At 45.0% G+C, this 22,234-nt stretch carries 27 protein-coding genes and 3 pseudogenes; 10 read left to right on the plus strand and 20 right to left on the minus strand.

The window, feature by feature from the left end; all coding sequences use genetic code 11:
• Positions 1-255 precede the first annotated feature (255 nt).
• Positions 256-720 (minus strand): annotated as a pseudogene (locus ASF12_RS27295) (response regulator transcription factor); the annotation flags it as partial.
• A gap of 75 nt (positions 721-795) precedes the next feature.
• Positions 796-1,146 carry a response regulator gene (locus ASF12_RS27300; RefSeq protein WP_056041514.1) on the minus strand — a complete coding sequence of 117 codons (351 nt, stop codon included), beginning with the start codon at positions 1,144-1,146 and terminating at the stop codon, positions 796-798.
• 246 nt (positions 1,147-1,392) lie between these two features.
• On the opposite strand from ASF12_RS27300, the gene ASF12_RS27305 reads away from it, so the two are divergent.
• Positions 1,393-2,562, plus strand: a complete 1,170-nt coding sequence (locus ASF12_RS27305; protein WP_081419088.1) for a pectin acetylesterase-family hydrolase — start codon at positions 1,393-1,395, stop codon at positions 2,560-2,562.
• Positions 2,563-2,845: 283 nt separating this feature from the next.
• Complete coding sequence (locus ASF12_RS27310; RefSeq protein ID WP_056041516.1) at positions 2,846-3,970, plus strand: alpha/beta hydrolase; 1,125 nt, start codon at positions 2,846-2,848, stop codon at positions 3,968-3,970.
• 52 nt (positions 3,971-4,022) lie between these two features.
• Here the strand turns inward: ASF12_RS27310 and ASF12_RS27315 are convergent, their stop codons facing one another.
• The gene (locus tag ASF12_RS27315) at positions 4,023-4,370 is read right to left on the minus strand and encodes a TetR-like C-terminal domain-containing protein (RefSeq protein WP_155973496.1); all 348 of its coding nucleotides are present in this window, start codon (positions 4,368-4,370) and stop codon (positions 4,023-4,025) included.
• Positions 4,371-4,514: 144 nt separating this feature from the next.
• On the opposite strand from ASF12_RS27315, the pseudogene ASF12_RS27320 reads away from it, so the two are divergent.
• The 3 genes and pseudogenes from ASF12_RS27320 to ASF12_RS35960 all read left to right on the plus strand — a co-directional run bounded on the left by ASF12_RS27320 (position 4,515) and on the right by ASF12_RS35960 (position 7,095).
• Positions 4,515-5,811, plus strand: a pseudogene (locus ASF12_RS27320) (IS110 family transposase).
• A gap of 396 nt (positions 5,812-6,207) precedes the next feature.
• Positions 6,208-6,420, plus strand: a pseudogene (locus ASF12_RS36235) (phage integrase SAM-like domain-containing protein); the annotation flags it as partial.
• Positions 6,421-6,534: 114 nt separating this feature from the next.
• Entirely contained in the window at positions 6,535-7,095 is a 561-nt protein-coding gene (locus ASF12_RS35960) for a site-specific integrase (protein ID WP_268795472.1), read from the plus strand.
• 1,083 nt (positions 7,096-8,178) lie between these two features.
• On the opposite strand, the gene ASF12_RS27335 is transcribed toward ASF12_RS35960, so the two are convergent.
• The 15 genes from ASF12_RS27335 to ASF12_RS27405 all read right to left on the minus strand — a co-directional run bounded on the left by ASF12_RS27335 (position 8,179) and on the right by ASF12_RS27405 (position 17,219).
• Positions 8,179-8,475 (minus strand): helix-turn-helix domain-containing protein, encoded by a 297-nt coding sequence (locus tag ASF12_RS27335; RefSeq protein ID WP_162241940.1) that lies wholly within the window; start codon positions 8,473-8,475, stop codon positions 8,179-8,181.
• A 74-nt stretch (positions 8,476-8,549) separates the two neighbouring features.
• Positions 8,550-10,409: a phage tail tape measure protein gene (locus ASF12_RS27340; RefSeq protein ID WP_056041526.1), complete on the minus strand. Its 1,860-nt coding sequence runs from the start codon at positions 10,407-10,409 to the stop codon at positions 8,550-8,552.
• Position 10,410: 1 nt separating this feature from the next.
• On the minus strand, positions 10,411-10,797 hold the full coding sequence (locus tag ASF12_RS27345) for a hypothetical protein (RefSeq protein ID WP_056041528.1): 387 nt from the start codon (positions 10,795-10,797) through the stop codon (positions 10,411-10,413).
• Positions 10,794-11,291, minus strand: a complete 498-nt coding sequence (locus tag ASF12_RS27350) for a hypothetical protein (RefSeq protein ID WP_056041531.1) — start codon at positions 11,289-11,291, stop codon at positions 10,794-10,796. Before ASF12_RS27350 ends, ASF12_RS27345 begins: the two co-directional genes overlap by 4 nt.
• On the minus strand, positions 11,291-11,887 hold the full coding sequence (locus ASF12_RS27355; protein ID WP_056041533.1) for a hypothetical protein: 597 nt from the start codon (positions 11,885-11,887) through the stop codon (positions 11,291-11,293). The genes ASF12_RS27350 and ASF12_RS27355 overlap by 1 nt, the downstream gene beginning before the upstream one ends.
• 3 nt (positions 11,888-11,890) lie before the next feature.
• Entirely contained in the window at positions 11,891-12,520 is a 630-nt protein-coding gene (locus ASF12_RS27360; RefSeq protein ID WP_056041535.1) for a hypothetical protein, read from the minus strand.
• A complete protein-coding gene (locus tag ASF12_RS27365) occupies positions 12,513-12,935 on the minus strand; it encodes a hypothetical protein (protein ID WP_056041537.1) in 423 nt (140 codons plus the stop codon). The genes ASF12_RS27360 and ASF12_RS27365 overlap by 8 nt, the downstream gene beginning before the upstream one ends.
• Positions 12,935-13,342: a cold-shock protein gene (locus tag ASF12_RS27370; protein ID WP_056041539.1), complete on the minus strand. Its 408-nt coding sequence runs from the start codon at positions 13,340-13,342 to the stop codon at positions 12,935-12,937. Before ASF12_RS27370 ends, ASF12_RS27365 begins: the two co-directional genes overlap by 1 nt.
• 186 nt (positions 13,343-13,528) lie before the next feature.
• Complete coding sequence (locus tag ASF12_RS27375) at positions 13,529-13,696, minus strand: hypothetical protein (protein ID WP_155973498.1); 168 nt, start codon at positions 13,694-13,696, stop codon at positions 13,529-13,531.
• Between the two features lie 137 nt (positions 13,697-13,833).
• Positions 13,834-14,052 (minus strand): hypothetical protein, encoded by a 219-nt coding sequence (locus ASF12_RS27380; RefSeq protein WP_056041543.1) that lies wholly within the window; start codon positions 14,050-14,052, stop codon positions 13,834-13,836.
• Positions 14,039-14,434: a hypothetical protein gene (locus ASF12_RS27385; RefSeq protein WP_056041545.1), complete on the minus strand. Its 396-nt coding sequence runs from the start codon at positions 14,432-14,434 to the stop codon at positions 14,039-14,041. The genes ASF12_RS27380 and ASF12_RS27385 overlap by 14 nt, the downstream gene beginning before the upstream one ends.
• Before the next feature lie 99 nt (positions 14,435-14,533).
• Positions 14,534-14,755: a helix-turn-helix transcriptional regulator gene (locus ASF12_RS27390; protein WP_056041547.1), complete on the minus strand. Its 222-nt coding sequence runs from the start codon at positions 14,753-14,755 to the stop codon at positions 14,534-14,536.
• Between the two features lie 100 nt (positions 14,756-14,855).
• Positions 14,856-15,338, minus strand: coding sequence for a hypothetical protein (locus ASF12_RS27395; protein WP_056041549.1), 483 nt, complete (start codon positions 15,336-15,338; stop codon positions 14,856-14,858).
• 98 nt (positions 15,339-15,436) lie between these two features.
• The gene (locus tag ASF12_RS27400) at positions 15,437-16,855 is read right to left on the minus strand and encodes a TOTE conflict system archaeo-eukaryotic primase domain-containing protein (protein ID WP_056041551.1); all 1,419 of its coding nucleotides are present in this window, start codon (positions 16,853-16,855) and stop codon (positions 15,437-15,439) included.
• A 67-nt stretch (positions 16,856-16,922) separates the two neighbouring features.
• Positions 16,923-17,219: a hypothetical protein gene (locus ASF12_RS27405; protein WP_056041553.1), complete on the minus strand. Its 297-nt coding sequence runs from the start codon at positions 17,217-17,219 to the stop codon at positions 16,923-16,925.
• Between the two features lie 248 nt (positions 17,220-17,467).
• Here ASF12_RS27405 and ASF12_RS34765 point away from each other — a divergent pair, with 248 nt between their 5' ends.
• The gene (locus ASF12_RS34765) at positions 17,468-17,770 is read left to right on the plus strand and encodes a hypothetical protein (RefSeq protein ID WP_155973500.1); all 303 of its coding nucleotides are present in this window, start codon (positions 17,468-17,470) and stop codon (positions 17,768-17,770) included.
• Positions 17,771-17,776: 6 nt separating this feature from the next.
• Here ASF12_RS34765 and ASF12_RS27410 read toward each other — a convergent pair whose 3' ends face one another.
• Together ASF12_RS27410 and ASF12_RS27420 are read right to left on the minus strand one after the other, a co-directional pair.
• Positions 17,777-18,133, minus strand: coding sequence for a hypothetical protein (locus ASF12_RS27410; protein ID WP_056041555.1), 357 nt, complete (start codon positions 18,131-18,133; stop codon positions 17,777-17,779).
• Between the two features lie 578 nt (positions 18,134-18,711).
• On the minus strand, positions 18,712-18,945 hold the full coding sequence (locus ASF12_RS27420) for a hypothetical protein (protein ID WP_056041559.1): 234 nt from the start codon (positions 18,943-18,945) through the stop codon (positions 18,712-18,714).
• Positions 18,946-19,087: 142 nt separating this feature from the next.
• Here ASF12_RS27420 and ASF12_RS27425 point away from each other — a divergent pair, with 142 nt between their 5' ends.
• From ASF12_RS27425 to ASF12_RS27440, 4 genes are all read left to right on the plus strand, one after another.
• Positions 19,088-19,324, plus strand: a complete 237-nt coding sequence (locus ASF12_RS27425; RefSeq protein WP_056041561.1) for a helix-turn-helix domain-containing protein — start codon at positions 19,088-19,090, stop codon at positions 19,322-19,324.
• Between the two features lie 44 nt (positions 19,325-19,368).
• The gene (locus ASF12_RS27430; protein WP_056041563.1) at positions 19,369-19,992 is read left to right on the plus strand and encodes a hypothetical protein; all 624 of its coding nucleotides are present in this window, start codon (positions 19,369-19,371) and stop codon (positions 19,990-19,992) included.
• Between the two features lie 214 nt (positions 19,993-20,206).
• Complete coding sequence (locus tag ASF12_RS27435) at positions 20,207-21,130, plus strand: tyrosine-type recombinase/integrase (RefSeq protein WP_056041565.1); 924 nt, start codon at positions 20,207-20,209, stop codon at positions 21,128-21,130.
• The gene (locus ASF12_RS27440; protein ID WP_056041567.1) at positions 21,131-22,114 is read left to right on the plus strand and encodes a tyrosine-type recombinase/integrase; all 984 of its coding nucleotides are present in this window, start codon (positions 21,131-21,133) and stop codon (positions 22,112-22,114) included.
• The last annotated feature ends 120 nt before the right edge of the window (positions 22,115-22,234 follow it).

Genomic DNA, 22,234 nt, shown 5'->3' on the forward strand with positions numbered 1-22,234 from the left:
ATTAAAACACATAAGCCAAAGAGAAACAAAATCGAGAGCAGACGTTCACCATTAAAACACATAAGCCAAAGAGAAACAAAATCGAGAGCAGACGTTCACCGAATCCTTGACTCGGGGAAGGCGTAAGTGAAATAACACCGATATACTGTAGCAGAATAGTACAGCCGAACAGCAGGAGAAATGTCGCCACCAGCACACCGAAAACAAACAATACCAAAGTTATCGCCAGACTTATTCTCTTATGAAAAAATTCTTTCATTTGGTATGCAGCACCGCCTTATAGCCAAGTCCTCTAATCACAATAATCTCAAACTCTGGCCACTCTCGAAAACGGTTGCGTAAACGGTTGATATGAACAGTAAGTGTGTGATCATCCGTTTCGGAATCCATCCCCCAGATTTCATCCATAAGCTGCAAACGGGTAAAGATCAGGTTCGGATAAGATAGTAACTTAAACAACAAATAAAATTCCTTGGTGGGAAGAAGGTTAATTTCTTCTTCGCGTGTTGCCGTCAGCGCATCATAATCCAGTACAACTTTCCCGATGGTCAGCTTGTGTTCATTGGCAATCCTCGCTCTGCGCAGAAGAGCTCTAATCCGGAGTATCAGCTCCTCTTCGTCTACGGGTTTTGTCATATAGTCATCCGTACCAGCAAGAAATCCCTGTCTTTTATCTTTCGGCTCCTGTTTGGCTGTAACCATCAGAATCGGCAAATGCTCCGCAGCGCCTGAGCCCAATATCAAATTTGTATTTCAGCCTGCCGAAGAAGGGCTTGCTGGAGCGAANTGGTTTTGTCATATAGTCATCCGTACCAGCAAGAAATCCCTGTCTTTTATCGGTTTTGTCATATAGTCATCCGTACCAGCAAGAAATCCCTGTCTTTTATCTTTCGGCTCCTGTTTGGCTGTAACCATCAGAATCGGCAAATGCTCCGACAATACCCGAAGCTGCCGTGTCAATTCATAGCCGTCCATATTGGGCATCATTAAATCAAGTACAACTAAATCAATGTGCTGTTTTTCTATAATCTCAAGCGCTGTTATCCCGTCTTCTGCCCAGCATGTTTTAAAGCCTCTCGTTTGTAAGACCACACACATCAATTTCCTGGTACTTTCGTCATCTTCAACCACTAATATATTTAACATATAAAGAATCTCCTTCTATCATCAATAAGATGTCTCATTTTACCGTTGAAAAGTAAATTGAAAATAAACATATGCAGTTGAGTTTCAGTTTATATTGTACAGCTACACTAGAGCTGTTGCCACATATAGCGACCGATGAAAAGTTTAAGGAGGAAAGCTATTTATTGAAAAAGATAAAGATACGGCTATAGCTATATAAGAAGCAAATCAATTTCAAAAATAAACTTACAGAAAAGGAAGATTAAAATGAGTAATAAAATCAAAAAGAAAAAAATGAAAAAGAGATGGAAAATATCAGCATTAGTTTTAGTAATTATAGCAATTATTGGTGTTGTCGGTTATGTAGGATTACAAAATTTTCTAAAATGGAAAGCACCAGAATTAAGTGGTGAACCAAAAGTAGGAGAATGGTATCGTATAACTCCAGAAGGAACTAAGTCTGCAAACGGAAAGGATTGGCATAGTTTAATAAAAGTAGGAAAAGAAAACAAAGTAATAGTGTATTTCTTTGGTGGTGGATTAGCAGTAGATGAATACACAGCTGCAAGACCTTTAAATGATGACGGCGGTTTTTATGCAGATTATGCTGACGTTGACTTTGGTGTTAAATTTGGAATAGCAAGTAATAATAAAGAAAATCCTTTCAAAGATTGGACAATATTAGCAATACCTTATTCAACAGGAGATCTTCATGCAGGAAGTGGCGAATATGAATATACAGACTTAAATGGTAATAAACAAATTCTTTATCATAATGGATATATTAACTACACTTCTTTTATGAAAGAAGCGATGAAATATATACCTAATCCAGATACACTACTTATCGCAGGTTTTAGTGCAGGAGGATTTGGTACCTCATTACTTGCAGATGATATTATTACACAGTATTTTCCTCAAGTAAATAATGTAACAGTAGCTGTAGATAGTTCATTACTTTTAACGGACACTTGGCATGATGTCGCTGAAAATATGTGGCAAACGCCAAAAGAGATTTCAGATAGATTAGTAAGTGATAATATTACCTTAGACAGTTTAACCAGCCTATCAAAAAAATATGGTAATAAAATAAAAATTCTATTTGGTAGTTCTTTAAGAGATGAAGCATTAAGCACATACCAATCTTATTTTAGAAATGGAATTTTATCCACAACAAATGAAAATGGCGATATCTATGAAAAAGACCTTGCAAAAATGGTAGCTGATTTACAAGAGAACATTCCTAATGTCGGAATTTATATTTGGAATGAGATAGAGAAAAATAAAGATGGAAAAAATTTAACTCCGCATACCATCTTACCTTCTCCTAATTTTTATGGTAAGAAATATTCAGAAGATAAAAGTATAGCTGACTGGATTGTTAATGCAGTAAATGGAAATATTAATAGTTATGGACTAGATTTATTGGATAAATAGTTCAATGTTGTAAACGGGAATTTGGAGTCACTTATTCACTTCGCGGTATCTCCAAAATGATGCAATGACAGCATTATTCCAATCTGATGAAAGAAGCGATGAATATAACAATGATATTCCAGATCATAAGATGGACTCTAAATACAGCAATATAGATAGAGGCATTATGAATGTGCCAAACAAAGAACTGTTGGGTCAGATTAATGAAAATTATGAGAGTGTCTTAAAGGATTAGCATTCCCTGCGATAAAAAAACGATTAATGAACACCAGGAGGAGTCAAAATGGACAAGTCGAATGATAACGTACAACTCGAGAACAAGGGAACGATCTCTGAAATGAGGAATAAAAAACCTAAAAAAAGGAACAAAGTTCTAAAGATTATAGGCATCGCTCTATTATCATTAGCTTTAATATTTAGCGGCATGTTTTTATATGTACGTTCGCATCCAGGAATTATTATTGGCTTTATTCAAGATGCATTATACAAAGGAAATCCGATCAATTCCTTTGAACCTTTTAATCCGCAAGGGAAAATTGTTAAGAGTAATGGCATACTCTATGTGAATGACATCAAGTATGCTGATGAATATCCTAATAGTTATTTGGATATATCATATCCTAATACGGATACCACAATTAAAAGACCGACGATCGTTTACTTTCATGGTGGAGGATATTTCGGAGGAGACAAGGCAATGGGAGATCCTATGGCAGTAAATGATGACGCCAATATGCTATTCAATAGGCTCGTGGAAAATGGATACAACCTGGTTAACGTCAATTATGCTTTAGTGCCGGATTATAAATTCCCGGTTCCTGTTATCCAAATGAATCAAGCGATTAACTTTTTGGTAGATAACAGCGAAAAGTATAACTTGGATATGGAAAATGTTGTTGTTATGGGTAGTTCTGCAGGAGCCATACTTACCAGTCAGTATGGCGCAATCATTACAAACAAAGATTATGCGGACAGTTTCAACATCCATCCCTTACTCACTACTAAAGAAGTAAAAGCCTTAGTTATAGATGATGGGCCTATAAAGACTGACGAACTTAATTTTGCTACAAGAGTAATAGTCGGTCATTACCTAGGTATAGGTACAAATGAATTCAAAAGCAGCAAAGTTGCAGATCAATATAACACGATATTACATGTTACTGGCGATTATCCACCATCTTTTATAACTGCCGCCAATGGAGATGGGTTTCCTAAAGATATGAAGGCCTTATCCGATAAGCTTACGTCATATCAGATAGATAATGACTATTTCTACCTTGATAAGGCACATGGTAAAATCGCCCATGGTTATTTAGCAAATATAAGAACAGACAAGAACGCACAGGAAGGTTTCGGGAGATTAGTGAAATTTATTGATAAGTATACAAAAGGCAGTAGCGCAGAATAGAATCAGGCGGGAAGGGGCCGCAGTTCCCCCTTCCTCTCATTCCCATATCAAATTAAGACATTGCTTTAGAACGACGATCCACTTCCTCCAGCAGCCTTGCCATTTCTTCCGGTTCCTGCTTCATTCCCCGTGTAATCCATTCATCAATCCAACCAAACAAAGCTCCGGCAAACCAGTCACTGAAATAAGCAGGTAAATCCTCCTGATCAGGCTTCGGGCCGCATACTGCCTTAATGTTATCTAATACCAAATAGGATAACCCAGAGCGGTAAAGCATTAAATAAGAATCTTTATGCTTTTTGTAATGTCCGAACAAACTTGCAACAATGTTAGGGCTCTCGCTATTTTCATATTCCGTTCCCCATTCCTTAATCAAACGGAGAAGATATTGTTTTAACACCTCTTCTTTGCCATTGAAGTTTCGATAAAAGGAGCCATTCCTGTATTGAATTAATTTGAGGTTTGAACAAAAAAAGCGCCTCCTGTATGCTGGGTCATGGAATGATGGTCATTCACTGCCCGAATAAAAAGGAGGACGCTCACTATGAAGTATAAACAATCGAAGAAACAGAATCAACGGATTACACGCATTTCCGAAAAAACGTTGGTGGTTGGCGCAGATATTGCGAAAGAAACTCACGTGGACCGCGCCATCGACTTTCGGGGGATTGAACTGGGAAGGGACTGCGTGTTTTCCAATACCCGCACCGGACTGGAGCAACTGGTTCAGTGGATGAAGGAGCTTCAGCGGGAGCATGTCAAGAGTGACGTCCTCTTCGGCATTGAGCCTACCGGACACTACTGGTTTAACCTAGCCGAGTATTTGGGACAGCAAGGTATTCCTTTGGTCATTGTCAATCCGCATCATGTACACAAGAGCAAAGAACTGGAAGACAACTCACCGACGAAAAACGACTACAAAGATGCAAAAGTCATTGCTGACTTGGTACGAAACGGGAAGTACAGCCAGCCGAAATTGCCGACGCGTGTCTATGCCGATCTGCGGATTCTCATGAATCTTCTCGAGAAGATCATGGTGAATCTCGGACAGGTACAGAAACGAATACAGAACTGGCAAGATCGCTTTTTCCCCGAATATACAGAGGTATTTAAAGACTGGGAGGGTAAAGCCTCGCTTCCTTACGCTAGGCGAGTTTCCGACGCCGAGTGAGATCGTAGCACTTGGTACAGAAGCCATTGTGAAGCGATGGAAGAAAGACGTGAAACGAGCCGTAGGGACGAAACGAGCCAAGCTGCTGGTTGAAACCGCGAGAAGCTCCATCGGGCTTACCGAAGGGCTGCCCGCAGCAAAAATAGAGATTAAAGCGCTTCTGGAGCAGTACGACCTGTTCGCTAGACAGCTCGAAGAGATTCTAGTCGAGGTCGAACGTCTACTTGGACAAATCCCAGGAACGAAGGAAATGCTCACCGTGCCGGGTGTGGCAGTGGTCACCTTGGCAGGATTCTTGGCGGAAGTTGGAGATCTGAGCGGTTACGAGCATGGCCAGCAGATTATTCGGCTGGCTGGGCTAAATCTCAAAGAAAATAGCTCAGGAAAGAAAAAAGGAAGATCCAGTATTACCAAACGTGGACGTGCAAGATTAAGGGCCCTGCTGTTTCGAGCGGTCATGCCCATGGTAGCAAAGAATGCGGAGTTTAAGGCCTTGCACCAGTACTTCACCATGCGAACACAGAACCCACTGAAGAAAAAAAAATCCCTTGTGGCGTTGTGCGGGAAACTCATACGTGTCCTGCATACGCTCGGCACCAAGCAAATGCCATATGACGCAAACGACGTGCTAGGGCAGGTGCGTCAAGCCCAGTTACAGATGGTGGCTTAAGAAAAACCGAATTCACGTTTCTCACCAAACGGGAAAGACTAAAGACAAAAGAAGCACGGAGCAGCCGTAGGATCGAATTCCATAAGGGCAACGCCCCCGCAAAGGAGCAAGAAACGGCGTCCACCTTTTGAGAGGCAGAACGAAGGAATGTAAGGGCACAGACCCCGAGTGACATGGGAGGGTAAGCCGTCAAAAGAAGGTGTGGATATCCAAGGTGCGATCATCGGAAAAATCCATGAGCTGGGGACAAATGCCCCAATCTCTATTCCCGCCACCGGCTCCTCCAGAAAATATTGTCATTCTTACATGACTTCTCCAACTCTTAATAAGTCAATGGTTGAAAATCTAAGAATGAGTGAGTAAACAAGAGAATTTATTAATTTATAGTGGGAGGGAATTTACTCTTCTTTTAAATGCTATCATATCGTTCCTTACTTCGAAGAAAAGGGGTTATTTCTCAAAGAATTATTACCAAGTCACATACAAGATTACTATCAATATGAGCTTGAAGAAAATGGAGTAACAACCAACACGGTTCTCCATTATCACGCTAATATTCGCAAAGCTCTAAAGCATGCTCTCAAAAATGATTTAATTAACACTAATCCGGCAGATAAGATTGAAAGACCAAAGAAAAATGATTTTGTAGGCAGTTTTTACAACAAGCAGGAGACTAATATTCTGTTTGAAAAAGTTAAAGGCGAACTGATAGAGCTAGCAGTCATTCTTGCCGCTTTTTATGGATTGCGGCGAAGTGAAGTAGTTGGGTTGAAATGGACAGCTATAAATTTTGAAAACAAAACGATTAGTATTAGGCATACTGTAACTCCGGTTTATTTTGAAGGTCAGGAACACATCATTGAAAAGGACCGGGATAAAAACAAACCAAGTCGCCGCACCTTAACTCTTGTACCAGCCTTTGAGGAATTACTGCTGCGTATTCGTGAGCTTCAAGCTCTCAATAAAGCCATATGTGGTAAATCCTACTGCACTGATTACGAGGAGTATATCTATCTGGATAAGTTGGGACAACGAATTAAACCCGGCTATATCACACAGAACTTCACTAGAACGCTTAAAAAAAATGGTCTTCGTCATATTCGTTATCACGACCTGCGTCATAGTTGTGCAAGCCTTCTACTCGCTAATGGAGTCAGTATGAAAGAAATTCAGGAATGGCTGGGACACAGCAACTATTCTACAACGGCCAACATTTATTCTCACTTGGAATACAGTTCCAAAGTATCTTCAGCATCAACAATGAGTGGTATTTTGGTCTTTTAATAAAAAAGATCGCACTGCCCTCAATGTTTCATGAGAGTCATGCGATCTTCTCTTCGTTCTCTCCTTCGGAAAAAGGAGAGAACTGCAGGAGAGAACTCGTTAAAAAGTTCTCTCCCAAGTTGTTTTAAAAACCAAGGTTTTCCGGAAAAAACCCTTATAAATCAAGGATGCCGAGGACCGGGATCGAACCGGTACGGTAGTCACCTACCGCAGGATTTTAAGTCCTGTGCGTCTGCCAATTCGCAATTTTCGTATACATACCGCTGTTTCCCAGCGTTTTGCTCTTCGTAATATTCATCACAACGCACAGGATACGGACAGACAATCGGAAAGCACTCGGATATGCGAGCGCGTTTTTGTCGTGTGCCTACGAGTTAACGTTAACGAGACGAAGTATACCACGAACGAGTTACGCTTGTCATTCACTCTTATCTTCCCATACCTCCTAAGATATAAAAACTGCGCGGAAACTAGATACACCTGATTTAGCACCTTTTGACCACCGCCTTGGGGGTCTGCGTAACTTCACCGCATTAACGCGATGTACATATGAATAAAACTCATATTATGGACACAAGTCTAACCGCCGCAAACCCGCGCCGTTACTGGATTCTCGCGTTTTCGTCCGTCTGCCGAATCGCTCAGAAACGTTTTATGCACCGTTTATACACGTTTTATGCATCGTTATGCAGACGCCAGAGCCACCGTGACCCCGTGAGATTTCGGAGCCTCATCCGGAGAGAGGCGCTTGCAAGTGCGGAAGCCTACGGAACCCCGTGAGGTTGCGCAAATGTAACCCTGCGTAACATAAAATCCGCGAAAAATAACGCCCGAAAAACGCCGATATCCGTTGATATACAAGGGATTTCAGCTTCATACGCAATTATTAGCGGCAGCTTTACATGACTACCCATCGAAAAGTTTCGGAAGGGCACGCGCCGCGATACGTTTGCAGAAAAATTCCGCTAAAAGTAAAGATTTCGGACACCTTAACAACGCATAAAAACCATTGAACAAACGCGTAAAAGCCCGATTTCATGCGGGTTACAGCGTTTCTTTACAAATAAATCGTTTGGTGCGACTCTATTTCGTATATGCGAAGTAATCCATACATACTGTTACAATATAAGCCCGATCTTTCAACATCCCGGCAAACGTCGGTTTAATGCGCAAACTAGTTATATAACGCTTTACCGCTACTTTGAGCGCTGCTTCAAAATCCTTTCTTTGCCTCCAACGGTAAAGCGTGCGGACACTAATGCCGAGTTCCTTCGCAATATCTTCGTAATTAGCTCCCCGAGTTATCGCGAGCAGTTCGATAGCGCATAGTTGTATTTCCGTTAGCGGCCGCTTCTTCCGTTTTCTTCTTCGTTTTTGCACGTATTCAACTCCGTAAATAGAAATAAACGGAGCGCCAGCGTACATATACCGCCGATGCTCCGTTGTATTGCGTATTAGTTTTGTATCGGCCCTCCTGGCGCAGCTCCACGGCTGCTGCTTCCTGATTTACCGGTGGCGTTAAACGCTGCGAATAGCCTCCTTTGCAACTCATCCGTAATTTTGTTTACATCCGCTTCTTCCTTGACAGTGACGCCGCCCATATTTAGCGTAATCGCGACTGGCGTGTTGTTCGTGATGTTCTGTTGCATCGGTGCTTGCGTGGAGAAGCGGTTAGCGAATGACTCCGCGTTGCCGGTATTCTTTGGCGTAATACCCTTTGACTCATAAAACCAGTTCTCAAAGATCTTCTTGTCTTCTTCTCGCTGTTGTTTCGGAGTACCCTTCGTCCCAACGTCCAAGTCTGCATATTTGTACAATAGTTCTTGAGCTATCTCAGGAGTACCTATGTCTATCCCTTTGAAAATCCAACTTGTCGATTTCGATTTACGCATACCATCCGCGATTCCCTCGGCCAAGCCTCCGCCGATCTTCAAACCGATACTAGCAATTTGGCTGGAAGAGTTCTCCAACGAAGCAAGTAACGTACTCGTAATCTTCTCCGAATATCCCTTAAATACCGCCTCTCCCGACTCTGCCCACCACTTATCGAACGAAGTTTTAACGGTATCGAATACGAACTCTACTTTACTTTCAAATTTCGTTAACTTTTGAAACTCCGGATTGTTCGTAAAATTGTCCGCAACGTATTTCTTACCGTTATCGACCGCTTTCTGTACGGCTGCTGTTATCGTAGGTGAGTATTTTTCGATCATGTCCGAGGCTGATAAAGCGAAATCACGTATGATCGGCATCGTCGGTGCTAGGGCAGATATCTGCAACGTCTCAAGCGCGCCATTAAACTGCTCTACCGCGCCGCCCGCACCTTCCATTTTCGTTTTGGCGACGTCTAGTGCGGTCGTTTTCGATAGTTCTCGTTGAAACTCCTTAATCCCCTTGGACCCCGCTTTAAACATAGAGGACGCAGCCTTGACGCCATCTGTACCGAACATCTCTAGCATTAAGTCGGTTCTCTCTTGCTCGGAAAACCCTTTAAACGCTTTTTGTAGTACGTCGGCAATTCCGCCGATATCTTTGATTTTTCCGTCTTCAAAGAACTTGTTGGCTTCGCCTACGCCAATACCTAGCTTTTTAAATAGCTGCGTGGCTTTCTTCGTCTGCGGCTGCAAGTACATAAGCATCGACTTGAAGCTCGTACCCGCGTCCGATCCGCCTTTAAGTCCGTCATTGGACATAATCCCGATCGCGGTATTCAGATCAAGGAGGGAAAGTCCGAACATATCCGCTACTCCACCAGCCGAGGCGAGCGCGTAACTGATTTCATGGACTGACGTTGCGCCTGCGTTAGCTGTTCCCGCGAGTATATCCGATGCTTGGGCGGCACTCAAACCGTCTTTCTTGAACGCGTTAAGTGACGTTGCCATCGTCTCGGCGGCTTCTTGCAATCCGAGTCCGCCCGCAGTTGCGAGATTTAACGCTGCTTCTAGGCCGCCTGCTTCGACCGTCGCCGATTCCATACCGGCCTTCAGCAACTCTTCTATCGCCTGTCCGGCTTCCATGGCGCTATATTTCGTACTTGCGCCCATCTTCAACGCTAGTGACTGCATATCCGCCATTTCCTCGTTAGTGCCGCCCATTACAGCCTTTACTGAAAGCATTTGCGACTCGAAGTCCATCGACTTTTTAAATGAGTCCGTCAAGACCGACATACCCGCGAACGCTCCGGATACGCCGATAGCCGCCGCTGACAATGCGCCAAACCTACCCGCCACACCCGCTAGTGAAGACGTGATGCTACGCATTGGCTTAGAGACGTTATCTATTAATCGAAGACTAGCCGTAAGGTCAAAACTCATTCTATATCGCCCCCTTCATGCGATCGCGGAATGCAAAGCCGGTGTATTCCCTAGATGAAGCCAGTGCCCGATCAAAGTGTACGTCAGCCAGTTCCCAATTCGTACTTGCTGCGGCTGCTAATCCGTTCCTATACGCCTGTAATCCACTCAGAAGCTTCGAAAGTGCCGACCGCTGTTTCATCTTCGGAAAACGCAGGCCGCGGAGCTGCTTAATGACATCCGCAAATACAGCGTCAGCAACACGCATTTTATCGGCGAATTGTTCGAGTGACATCTCTCCGTTAAACAACGCCTCTCCACACAGGCGGAAATACGTTCCGTCGTAAGGATTCAGAACGGAAGTAATACGTGATACCTCCGCGTATAATTGTTCCTCCGTCTTCTTCATCGTATAATCGCCTCCACCGCTGCTTTAAATTTAAGGTAACGCGCTGCATCCGTTGCGGACTTAGACAACGCTGCCGCATGATACAGTTTCGCAAGCTCGTCCATGTTGACGCGAATGCCCGCGATTGAAACAGTATTAAGGTCAACGTCCTGGCCGCGATAAATGACGTCTTCGTCGCCAGTAACCGCAACTTGTCCATTATCTAGGATGGAGAACTGCGCTGCCGATTGATCCAGCGAGGATGGAGCGACGTTCGATACATCAAAACGCCAAGCATCGTAAGGACTTCCAGTCATTATAGATACCGGATTGTTATTGTCCGGACTAAAATAAATGAACTCCGCTCCTCTAGGTAAAAAATGTACGTAATGCTCATTGCCCCCACGAGCATAACCTATTGCCTCTACTTTTCCCGTTAATCTTACATACGGCCATCCCGCAATCGGAGCGTACCCGACTCCCATCCCGCTAAACGACTTTCTTTCGATTTTCATTACGCTTCCCCCTGTTCGGATATTTGCCGTTTCAAATCGGCATATTTAACGCGGTCCTCAATACGGCCGCTGACCGTTGCTTTTGCTCGCGCTTCTTGGACGTCAGTTTCCGTAACTGGCATCGGCTTATCGTCTTCAACCGGAGCTGCGCCCGCTAGTTGTTCCTGACGCTTCCGTTTCATTGCCGAGAATAGAACGCAATTGTCGATCGATGAATGAGCCGCAGCTAAAACACCGGCCTCCTTAACGTGTTGTGCTGTAATTTCCGCTCCGCTTTCGATAAGCTGGCGCAGTTCTTGGACAGTTGCGCGGTACTGCTTCGGATTACCGTCAAATAGCTCGCGTTGATCTTTCATTAACTCGTAACGGGCAGCGTCTTCTTCAGCCCCCGTCTCCTTGGCGCGTTCCTCCAACTTGCGGAGGTATTCGTCTGAAGGACGGCTGGCGTACGGATTATCTTCGTCAAAAAGCGCCTTAGTCAGCGCCTCAAAATCGTGCTTGGCCGTTGAATACTTCGCCATCTTGTGCGGAGAGCTTCCGGACGATTTCGCTTCGAGGCGCAGGCGCTCCAATTTACTCGCGGTCATTATTATCATATACTACACACCCTTTCCGTTTTGTTTATTTCCTTCCGGCAACTTTCGATTAGTCGAAATGTCCATAAGTTCTTCATCCCGAATTAGCGGAAGGCTACTCATGTCAATAATCTCATGAACGTAAATATGGTCACCCGGACGGCTTTTATCATCCAAACGAACCTTTTCTTTAATCTCTTCCTGTGCGTGTGCGTAGGAATCTTTTAGTTTATAGACGTCGAGTACAGCGCTGTAATATTCCAAACGAGCGGCTGCCATTCGATCAATGATAGGCTGAAGCTCTTTTTGCTGTACTTCGGTTCGGTAAGGACCGTTCCAGTCAAGCGTCAGGTCTCGAACACTAATCCGATTGCTCTCTTTTGCTTGACGAAAAAAGTCGTATGCCGCCCGCAATTCAGACTCAGCATCCGATTTGGCTGCGTTAGATGCAGCGATTTTGGTTCTTAATTCGGCTTTCTTAGAGCCCATATCTTCGCCCGTCTCAAACTCACGACGCATTAGTTTGTCCATTTCTGCTAAATTGGAGGTTAAAATGCCTGCTGCCTCACTCACCCTTTGTTGGTAACCGGCTACAACCTCATTATGCCTAGCATCTTGTTCAAGAAATGCATCCAGTAGTTTCCACTTAATCATTGTTAAACACTCCTTTTATTTTTGTTTTGAATCGTTCCCAACGCGTTGGCTTCTTAATTAGAAGAGGAGATGGCGTTTCCGGTGTTATCCATAATTCACGAATGACCTCATACTCCTCGGTGCCTGGCCGAAACACGCGATACAGAGAGGCCAACTCTTCTTTATGCGTAAAAGCAACGTTAATCCCTAAAACGGGTAAGAATGCTTTAAACACTACTTCGCTATCCGTCCGTAAATCAATCGACTCAATGCTGTGCGCACCTATAAATTCAATGACTGCGTATTTAATGTTGCGTTCATTTTCGACCGGCTTCACAATACGATCCACCTGGCGCCCATGCTCGTTATACAGGATAGCGGACATGAAGCGGAGTCCGCAGATATCCGCTACGATAATCTCGACGAGCGGCCGCATCAGCGTGATACCTCTACGAGTTGTACGTCTACGGCGCACGGTCGGCCGCGTCGATCTACGCTTTCCTCGTACGCTACCGTTACGCCTTCGCGAATGAATGACGCGTTCCCGTCTACAACCGCGCTGACATGAAAGAAGAGTCCGGCTTCTCCGATCTTGCCGAATCCTTTTTCCGCGTTGTAATAACGTACCTTATCGGTATGCTTGGACGAGCTGACCGGTTGATAATCCGGCTCTCTTCGTTCAATCGCTGGCTTTCGCGGTGACTTGCCGAGCGACGGTCCGATAAACTTGATCGCAGCTCCGGTAAGTTCGTTATTCTCCGGCCACATAACTGGCTCAAACTGGCGTTGGGCAAAACTCTTTAATGGCGCTACTGGTTTCGTATTTGTATGTGTTCTATTCATTTTCTCCTTGCTCCCCTTCGTTTTTTAATCAATGACGGAGCTAAACGCCGGATATGCGCATCACTCACGGAATCCCCGTAAATTAACGTTCCCGCGATGCATCCCGTTTCCGTGCTTACCACGGTGACTAACCGTTGAAATCCGTTTGGCGGTAACTTCTCAATACTGGAAACGAATAACATGCGCTTACCTCCTCCGCTTGGCTATTGTGCTGAGATATCGACACGCAATCGAATCCTCGCCGCGCCATAGCTTGCAGCACGTATCCGCCTTTGCCATTTCGGTTAGCAATGAGCAGCTTTTCGCCGCGTTTAAGTAGCCGCAATAAATCGTATCTTCGCGTTGCTGCTTCACATTGAACCCCCTTCGAAATAGCTGCGTATTTGGTACGCTTTTCGCTGATTCTGCCGCATTTTAGACGCGCTAAAGAAGCCCCGAAGGTATTTACACCTCCCGTGCTTGCGACGTCTAATATACGGTTAAAACGGCGTTTAGCGATCTACGTTAACGCCGAGTAGATTTCGCGCCGAACGCTTCCTTTTCGATGGGACTCGGTACTGAATCGCGATTAAACTACCCTCGCGATAATAACGGGCCATTTCGGTAAAGTCCGGATAGCTGCGTCTTATCTTCGTGATTACTTCGCGGTCCTCTACATAAGCGGCCAGGCTATCGCTGTCCATACGCCACAACCGGTTAGCGACTTGCATTATAATCACCGCCTAGCCGGACAAGCGTCGTGTTTGTCATCGTAAATTTATCCGAGTAGTGGCCTGCTTCAATTCCGGCGTATAGTACGAACAAAATAGCCGCGCGAATCTCCGGCTTCGTAATACCAGCGTTGCGCGTCGGAGCATAAGCTTTGCAGAATACCGTCGCCAGGCGCTCGGCAAGCGCGAAGAACTTCGACTCTTCCATTTGGATAACGTGTGAAGGTGCATTTGCTTCCGCCTGTACGAACCGGACGATCTCCGAGAAATAGCCGTCGTAAACCTCGTCATTAATGTGGTAGGTTACAATCTTCAGCGGCCGCTTGCCTTCCGCGTAGTTAATAAGCGTATATCCTTCTTCGTTAGCAGATACGGTAACCATTCCGATCTTCCTCGCTGCGGAGCGCTGCGGTCTGCCTCCTTATCGTATTGGAGCCCGCGTTTTCCCAACCGTTTAGAGTCCGGCTGTACGACCTTTAAATTACGAAAGCCGATCGGAGTAGCGCGCCCGATCAATTGCTTCGCACATTTCGTCGCTAACGCCTGCAAACTGCGCTATTTTGAATTGTAACTTTAGACTGACCGCACGTAGATTAGCTTCAACGCTTGCCACATGCGAGCGGCTAACGCCAATCTTCGCGGCAAATTGAGACTGAGTGTACCCTAGCTTTATTCGAATTGCCCTTACCGCCGTCGAATCCATATACACTTGCTCCCTTCTGTATTAGAATGTCACTTATAAAAACAAAGTAAATTTTGTAGGGCTTGTTATTTCCCTACACCTATACCTTTTTGTCGCCACTTTAAGCGTCGTCCTCTTCCTGAGTTCTTTTTTTACGATTGCCTTCGCCGTAAATTAGCCGCTGACCATGTATGAAGTCAATTTTCTCTATATCGAGTGGACATTCATATTTCCACGATAGCTGAAGCATCGCATACTCACTTGACCAAAAGGGATATTCTAACCCCGAGGCGTAGTTATCAGCGAGTTTGGCTTTCTTTTTCTTCGGTACAATGCCCGCGAGTAGTAGCTTGTCTGCCCGTTGCTGTCTGCGTTGCATCGTTTTAACTCCGGTTTTACATTGCTGGCAGCACGTCTGCTTTCTGTTGCGAAGGCTATCGTCACGAAACGGATATTGGCAATAGCCGCAGCTTTTAACGCGTTTATCGTCCGGCAGGCTGGCGAGTAGCTTCTTTAGTACTAACGCTGCTTTCTCGCGGGGCATACCGGTTACAAGTTCCGTTGCAAATTCGACTGCTCCTGCGCCTGGCTCTACATTGTTCATAAGTACCCCCTGTTTAAGTTGACCTTTGTCTCATGTAATGCTATATTTGACGAATAAAGATAATGCGATTAGTGTGTACGTTTTGTCCTATAATAGGTTTATTTATTAACTAAGGATGCTCTATACTCTGTAAGTAGTGCTACTCCCTGTCTCCTCGGCAGTAATCTTCTTATCTCCTGCTCGGTATAGAAATGCCTAATACACGCGTTAAAATCACCGCTACCAGCTTCGAAACTACGCTTGTCCAAACTTTCGCCGCCTAAATTCATCCGGTAAAGGTTCGGCTTCTTCTTGAACGTTCCTTTCTGCGCTTGATTCCGACTTATAATGGCGATAACTCCGATCTTTTCGAGTTCGTTTATCTTCCGCCGCGCCGTCCTTGCATCTATGCCCGCAGCCTCTCCCATTTGCGCTGATGTCATATAAAAAACTCCGGACTCATTCGCCCATCGCTTTGAATGAATTAACATCGCGTAAGTCAGCGCCTTTTGCGCCTTCCCTGAACAGCTCCTAATTATCGTGTCAATTTCGTTAAATGAGACGGTCAAATCGCGATTTTGCTCCGTTAGCAACGTCTTATCATTATCGTATACGTAGTCTACGCATTCCCGTAAGTCTCGCATACAATACGTCCAATCTGACGTATAGAGCCGCGCGTCCTGCCATGCGAACCATTCCGTTATTGCACTTAACGCGTCTGGCCGCTCAACTCCGTTATGGTTCATTAGGCGCGCTAGCAGTAGAAACGAGTTATGGCGCTGGCCCGGTCCCTTCATTCCTTCGTTAAAGCGATTGGCTGCGTGAGCCAACGTGTAGCTCTCGGACTGGTCGTATGTAGCGAGTGGTTTATGTCGGCCAACTGCGTCCTCCATATCGGCGGCTTCACGGTTTTCGTACGCCCGATCTTCCGCAATCAGAGCCAACACGTCCGCATGAGCCGTTTTCTTCAGCGTAAGAAAATACGCTATAGATTCGTCGCGCTCCATCACACGCAAGCCGTCACCAATCTCACAGAAACCGCAGAATGCCGCTGTTTTCTGATGAATACTGAGCGGCAACTTCACTCCTTGCATAGATGACGGACGGAACTCGACCTCACCGCCCTCGACTCCAACCAACTCCGCTCTCGATATAATAAGGCTAAATACTTGGCGCGAAGATTCGAGGCTAATCGCCTTGTCGAAAAACAATTCAACATGGTAACCCTTTCCGCCGCTGTACGATATTGCATAGTTATGAAGACCAGCCTCACTCAACGTATGAGCTAACTTGTACGTCACCCACTTTGCGACGGCTGGATCGCGGTAATCCACGTCAAAACAGATAAACTTCGTGAGGTAAGCGCCCGCGAACGTGCCTATCGGACGTTTTCCGTTGAGGTGACCTAGTAAGTGATGGAGGCGCAGCGGCCTGCGGGTATCGTTTCGCGTTATGTAGCTGCCATCAGTCATTTGGATGAGATAATGATGGTTTTGAATTAGGTATAAATCGAATAGCCTGTCTATAACGCGTTGCATTGTCTAATCACGCTCCCCCGCTTTCCCTCGAATACCCTCATATAAAATGATAGTATCCCTTTTATCCTCATCTAACCCGCCCAAAGAGACTGATTACATTCCCTTCGTAAACAGAAGCACTATCCGCAAACTTCCAAGCAACGTGTTCCGCTAATTCTTTGCGCTGCCACTCTTCGACGATTTTTAGCGCTTCAACAAATAGTCGAGGATCGCGCGACGTAACTCGTAGGCCCATTTGCGATAGCGGCCGGACGTCCAGTTCGATTCCTTTACTCAGGAACCGTTCTACGATTGCGCGCCCTGCGTCGTTATTCCGAGGAATGTATACTGCATAGCCAGCCTTTATTGTCTTCATTTTTAGCATTGTCAATCGTCTCCTTATTGGTTGGTTTTAATATGAAGCGGAAGAATCCGCAGCCTATACCTTAGTAACGATCGCCGAACTGGTCTCGCACACTTTTATGCGAATTAATTACGACGTACACTTACATAGTCGTTTGCCGATTCGATTTCGCACACTTTTCACAAAAAAAAATTCAAATTCCCCGAAACCAAACATACGTTCCCTCGTATTATATAGAAAAGACGCCCATTCAACGGTTGCCTCCATTAATGAGCGCCTTATCATACGAACCGAAGCCGCAACGTTTGCCGCCGTTAAAGCTTCGTGAACAATCGATCGGCCGCCGAGTAGCCGAAATAGTTGGACGCTACTCCGTACATACTACGGCGACGGTAAAACGAAGCCCGCATGACGATCCGGTTAGAGCCGGTACGGACTTTAAAGCAGCGGATACGTTGCCGCGTATCCTTATCCGAGCAGTTAGCGCTACTTGGACGATAAAACGACCTGGACGGGCGGTTAAATTTACGGAATCATCAGAAACGACGATCCGCGACCATCGCGCCGCTTAATTGGCGCTAGGTTTCGGCTCCTGTCGTCGGAGCCTCGTCAGGCGGTAACGGTATCCGGTCGAGATCGATACCGATTTCTAATAGAACGCTGGTTACGAACTCGAACGCGTCCATGCTGCGTAGTGCGGCGTACACAGTCGCAATAAGCGATTCAGCATCACCGCTTGCTTCCTCCGTCAAAATAATGCCCGCGTCGCTGACGTAAGTTTCAAACAAACGGCCTGGAACGGGGATAACGCGATCGAGCCAGAGGTTACCGTCAGAAACGTACATTGCAATCGAAGGTGAAACGAGGTAGGCGCGCTCTATTTTGACGGAACCGCCCTCGCTGTAAGGTCCGTTAATTACGGTGATGGGCTTCATAGACCGGCCCTCTCTTTCATCGCAGCTTTATACGCCAGTAAGCGTTTATAGCGGGAAGCTGGCGGCTGAAGCGTCGAGTAACCGCGTAAGGCTGCGTTTCTTTGCGTCCCGTATGCGTTGACTTTGTGCAGATAATACGCCAGTCTTCGTGTAAATGACGGACGGAACTCACGGATGATGCGACCGTTATTAATTAGATCGTACAACGCGCCACATTCAACGCAGCGAGCGTAAACGGAATCAGCATCGTGTTTTACATAACGGAAATGGACGGCGGCGCGGCATTCGTTGCAGTAATCCGGACGCGTTCTCATCGGAATACCTTCAGGTAACGGCGATCGCCTTCGTGCATAACGAATAGGCCGGTATCGTCTATAAGGCGTCGCTTTCCCCGCAGCCAATACGCAGGACCGTGATAGATAGCGCGAATACTATAGCGGTTTGTCATTATGGAAAGCACCTCCGAATTAGAGCGAAAGTAAATTCTGCGGCAAGTTCGGCAATAATACGGATTACAAGGCGCGTTTTTCTGCGTCGAACTGGCGTCGGGATTTCGTTGATATTCGGATAAGCAAGAATCATATTGCGACGCCTCCTTTCTGCGGAATAAAGCCGAGCAGTCGGAGTTGAGCCTCGGTTACGCGGACAGTGCCGATCGTTTTGAGCGGTGATATGCCGGTGATACGGCGAAAATAGGCAGGCTGAGACAGGAATGATACCGGAGATGGGCGATCGAGAATAGAAACGAAGATAAGTCCGCCAGTGTGAAGTACGAAGCGTAGACGGTGCGTAGCGTTCAGTTGTTTAGACATACGGATGAAACCTCCTAATTTTAACGTTAATTGTTTATCGTCTATTGATTAACGAAAGTATATAACGCCTAATGATAAACGTCAACAAGTATTTTTCAAACGATTAACAATACGGTATAATCAATAGCATGAGGTGGTCATATTGGCGATAAAAATTAAGTTAGAAGAAACACTCAATATACATAACATTACAAAAAATGCTCTAGCCCGCGAGGCTAAAGTTCGCCCAAATTTCATTTATGAGATGTGCGAAGGAAAAACGAAAAGAATCGACCTAGATACTTTAAGTAAAATTATTGAAACACTAACACAAATGACAGGTACCGAACACACACTTCAAGACGTGCTGGAGTACTACAACAAAACCGCTAACCCATAGAATACGGGAGCGGTTTATTTATTTATTTGGGGAGGAATTGATAAATGGAGTACAATAAAGCGATTTTAGATTTTTATACAGACTTCTACAAAGACGCTGACAAAGCGAGAGATTTAATGGATAGATGTTATATATTCACTGTCGATTACACGATTGACACGGATGAAAATCTAACAGAATTAGCACCTAGAAGAGTAGTAAATAATATCTCTAGGTTGATGTCATATTCCGATAAACTTCTCTCAACAGGCAGTCATAATGTTCACGTTTTCTTTTGGATAACTTGTATAGAGTCCGTCTGTTATATTCCTAGTGAAAGTAGCGGGGATAAAAAGCACAGGATTATTAAAAGGTTCTTTAAAGAAAACATACTAGCAGACGACCAAAAGTTTCTCATAGAGAACATTAAACCCACCCTTGAAATAAAGAATTTCAATATGGAGGATATTGCTTCGGTATTCTACTCTTTGAGAAATAGCTTTACCCATGAAGGAGACATCTATTTCTACTTTCCACTTGAGTCCTCGGACAGTTTTACTATCCAGAACATTTCCAAAGGTAACTCCATCATGATCCGCGCTACATATACTGAGATTAGATCTATTTTTATGCGAGCCTACTTGAACTACTTAGAGAGGCTAATTTGTTTAGCAGAGAATGCTACCTAAATATGTTCATAATGATTGTAAAATATATTAATACCGCAGCCGCTCACTAAAATGGGCGGTTTTTTGCTGTTTTTAAACTGCGTCAATTTGCGCCAGGGTCGCGTTGAAGCTTCGTTATAAATACGCGCATTCCTCGTTAACACAGTAACGCGTTAAAGTATTGCGATGATTTGCCGATATATACAGAGAGGACAGTATATGAGGAGGCGGTTAAATGGGAGAGTTATCGTTTGAAGACGCTGTTCGATTGTTCCTACGTGATAGAAAGTACGCCAATTTAAGCAAGCATACGTTGGAGTTCTATTATCGTGAGTTTCTGAAGCTGCGCAATACTTTAGAGATACAACAATTATCGACCGATCCAGCCGCGATAACGTACCGTGTTCTGAAGGAGAACGTTATCTTTTACCTCATGGAAGAAGAAGAGTTAAAGCCGACAACAATTAACTGCCTACTACGTGCCGCCCGTGCTTTGTTTAACTATCTCGTAAAGGAAGAGCTTTTGCCGGAAAGCCCATTCAAAAAAATATCGCTGGTTAAGGTTAAGCGAACCGTCGTTAACACTTTTACGAACCAACAACTCTTCGCCCTTCTCGGCCAGCCAAAGCTAAATACGTTCAGCGGCGTACGTGATTACACTATGATTTTACTTCTCCTAGAAACGGGCATACGCGTACGTGAACTATGTGAAATTACACTCGATGATATCGATTGGAGCGCCATGTCCATAAAAATTAACGGTAAAGGTGCGCGCGAGCGCTTCGTCTACTTCCAGGATAAAATGCGCCAGCAGTTAATCACGTACATTCATCGTCGCGGCGCCGTTCCTCATCGTACCCTTTTCGTTAAACGCGGGAATCAGATGCCTATCGATCGGCGCGCGGTCCACGAACAAATACAAACACACGGCAAAACGGCCGGGATTACAAACGTCCGCTGCTCGCCTCACACAATGCGGCATACGTTCGCACGACTCAGCGTTCAAAACAAAGCGAATTTGTTTGCGCTGCAATCTATTCTCGGTCACAGTACGATGGACCAAGTATTGACGTACGTTAATCTGTTCAGTAGCGAAGTGCGTGACGCGCATAAGGCATTTTCACCGGTGGAGAATATTAAAATAGGCGAGGTATTTTAGATGACTACTAGCAGGGATATCTCGGAACTTACAGCTTATAGCTTAGAGGATGCGTTCATCGTTTTTTATAACGCAAAACAAGCGGAGGCGTTACGCGGTCAGACGTTAAGGAATTACCGGAGCCACTGGGCGTACTTTCGCGAATGGCTACACAGCGAACATGCCGACATACAATACATTAACGAAATAACTTCCGTTTTACTGCGCCAGTACATCAACTATATGCACAATAAGACTAAGTTTAGCGACATACCGCATAGAATCGTAAAAGGAAGTAAAATTTCTACGCACACCGTTATTACGCGGATACAAACGATGAAAACGATGTTTTTATTTTGGTCGAATGAGGGCATGATTACAGTTAATCCGGTGAAAACGATCAAAAAACCGCGCGTCGATATAGACGAACGGCAGACCTATACGGACGAGGATGTTCGGAAACTTCTCGCGGCTCCGGACATTACAACTCATGCAGGCTTTCGCGATCGTACTGTAATGATGCTTCTAGTGGATGGCGGCTTCCGTATAAATGAGGCTTTGCGATTAAATACCGATTTGATCGACCATGAGAGGTGCTCCATATACTTACCGGCATCTATGAATAAGAATCGTAAGAGCCGCCGCGTCCCTATATCTACGGAAACACTAGCCGAAATTGACAAGCTTATCGAGTTAAATCGCGAACACTATGAGTCCGATTATCTTTTTATAGCAAAGAACGGCCTTCCCCTTAAGATCGATCATTTTCGCAAAAGACTACGTGAGCATACCGCCAAGGCAGGCGTTGATCCTAAGCTATCGCGTCCGCACCAATTCCGCATTTACTTTTGTACGATGTATCTACTTAACGGCGGAGACATAATGACGCTTCAGCGTATAGTCGCACATGCGGACATAGAGACAACCCGAAGTTATTCGCGAGCCGACGAAGAGCATATACGCAAGCAACACGCGAAGTTCTCGCCGCTTACGCGACTCAGATAAACGAAAAAGGCGCTTACGTAAACCCTACGGATTCTTCCCGTTTGGTCATACGTAAGCGCCTCATTTCATTTCGTCCTTACTGCGTCTTCTGTCCGCTAGCCACGCGCAACACATTCGCCA

Origin of the sequence: Paenibacillus sp. Leaf72 (assembly GCF_001422685.1) — a bacterium.
In the GTDB taxonomy this organism is placed as follows: domain Bacteria; phylum Bacillota; class Bacilli; order Paenibacillales; family Paenibacillaceae; genus Pristimantibacillus.

Bases quoted from the DNA above. Each gene is read 5' to 3' on its own strand.
- ASF12_RS27340 (WP_056041526.1), bottom strand. From the start codon at position 10,409: ATGAGTTTTGACCTTACGGCTAGTCTTCGATTAATAGATAACGTCTCT.
- ASF12_RS27345 (WP_056041528.1), bottom strand. From the start codon at position 10,797: ATGAAGAAGACGGAGGAACAATTATACGCGGAGGTATCACGTATTACT.
- ASF12_RS27420 (WP_056041559.1), bottom strand. From the start codon at position 18,945: ATGTCTAAACAACTGAACGCTACGCACCGTCTACGCTTCGTACTTCAC.
- ASF12_RS27360 (WP_056041535.1), bottom strand. From the start codon at position 12,520: ATGATTAAGTGGAAACTACTGGATGCATTTCTTGAACAAGATGCTAGG.
- ASF12_RS27410 (WP_056041555.1), bottom strand. From the start codon at position 18,133: ATGAAGCCCATCACCGTAATTAACGGACCTTACAGCGAGGGCGGTTCC.
- ASF12_RS27435 (WP_056041565.1), top strand. From the start codon at position 20,207: ATGGGAGAGTTATCGTTTGAAGACGCTGTTCGATTGTTCCTACGTGAT.
- ASF12_RS27405 (WP_056041553.1), bottom strand. From the start codon at position 17,219: ATGCTAAAAATGAAGACAATAAAGGCTGGCTATGCAGTATACATTCCT.
- ASF12_RS34765 (WP_155973500.1), top strand. From the start codon at position 17,468: ATGAGCGCCTTATCATACGAACCGAAGCCGCAACGTTTGCCGCCGTTA.
- ASF12_RS27310 (WP_056041516.1), top strand. From the start codon at position 2,846: ATGGACAAGTCGAATGATAACGTACAACTCGAGAACAAGGGAACGATC.
- ASF12_RS27400 (WP_056041551.1), bottom strand. From the start codon at position 16,855: ATGCAACGCGTTATAGACAGGCTATTCGATTTATACCTAATTCAAAAC.
- ASF12_RS27365 (WP_056041537.1), bottom strand. From the start codon at position 12,935: ATGCGGCCGCTCGTCGAGATTATCGTAGCGGATATCTGCGGACTCCGC.
- ASF12_RS27305 (WP_081419088.1), top strand. From the start codon at position 1,393: ATGAGTAATAAAATCAAAAAGAAAAAAATGAAAAAGAGATGGAAAATA.
- ASF12_RS27380 (WP_056041543.1), bottom strand. From the start codon at position 14,052: ATGCAAGTCGCTAACCGGTTGTGGCGTATGGACAGCGATAGCCTGGCC.
- ASF12_RS27385 (WP_056041545.1), bottom strand. From the start codon at position 14,434: ATGGTTACCGTATCTGCTAACGAAGAAGGATATACGCTTATTAACTAC.
- ASF12_RS27370 (WP_056041539.1), bottom strand. From the start codon at position 13,342: ATGAATAGAACACATACAAATACGAAACCAGTAGCGCCATTAAAGAGT.
- ASF12_RS27430 (WP_056041563.1), top strand. From the start codon at position 19,369: ATGGAGTACAATAAAGCGATTTTAGATTTTTATACAGACTTCTACAAA.
- ASF12_RS27390 (WP_056041547.1), bottom strand. From the start codon at position 14,755: ATGGATTCGACGGCGGTAAGGGCAATTCGAATAAAGCTAGGGTACACT.
- ASF12_RS27395 (WP_056041549.1), bottom strand. From the start codon at position 15,338: ATGAACAATGTAGAGCCAGGCGCAGGAGCAGTCGAATTTGCAACGGAA.
- ASF12_RS27350 (WP_056041531.1), bottom strand. From the start codon at position 11,291: ATGAAAATCGAAAGAAAGTCGTTTAGCGGGATGGGAGTCGGGTACGCT.
- ASF12_RS27300 (WP_056041514.1), bottom strand. From the start codon at position 1,146: ATGTTAAATATATTAGTGGTTGAAGATGACGAAAGTACCAGGAAATTG.
- ASF12_RS27355 (WP_056041533.1), bottom strand. From the start codon at position 11,887: ATGATAATAATGACCGCGAGTAAATTGGAGCGCCTGCGCCTCGAAGCG.
- ASF12_RS27440 (WP_056041567.1), top strand. From the start codon at position 21,131: ATGACTACTAGCAGGGATATCTCGGAACTTACAGCTTATAGCTTAGAG.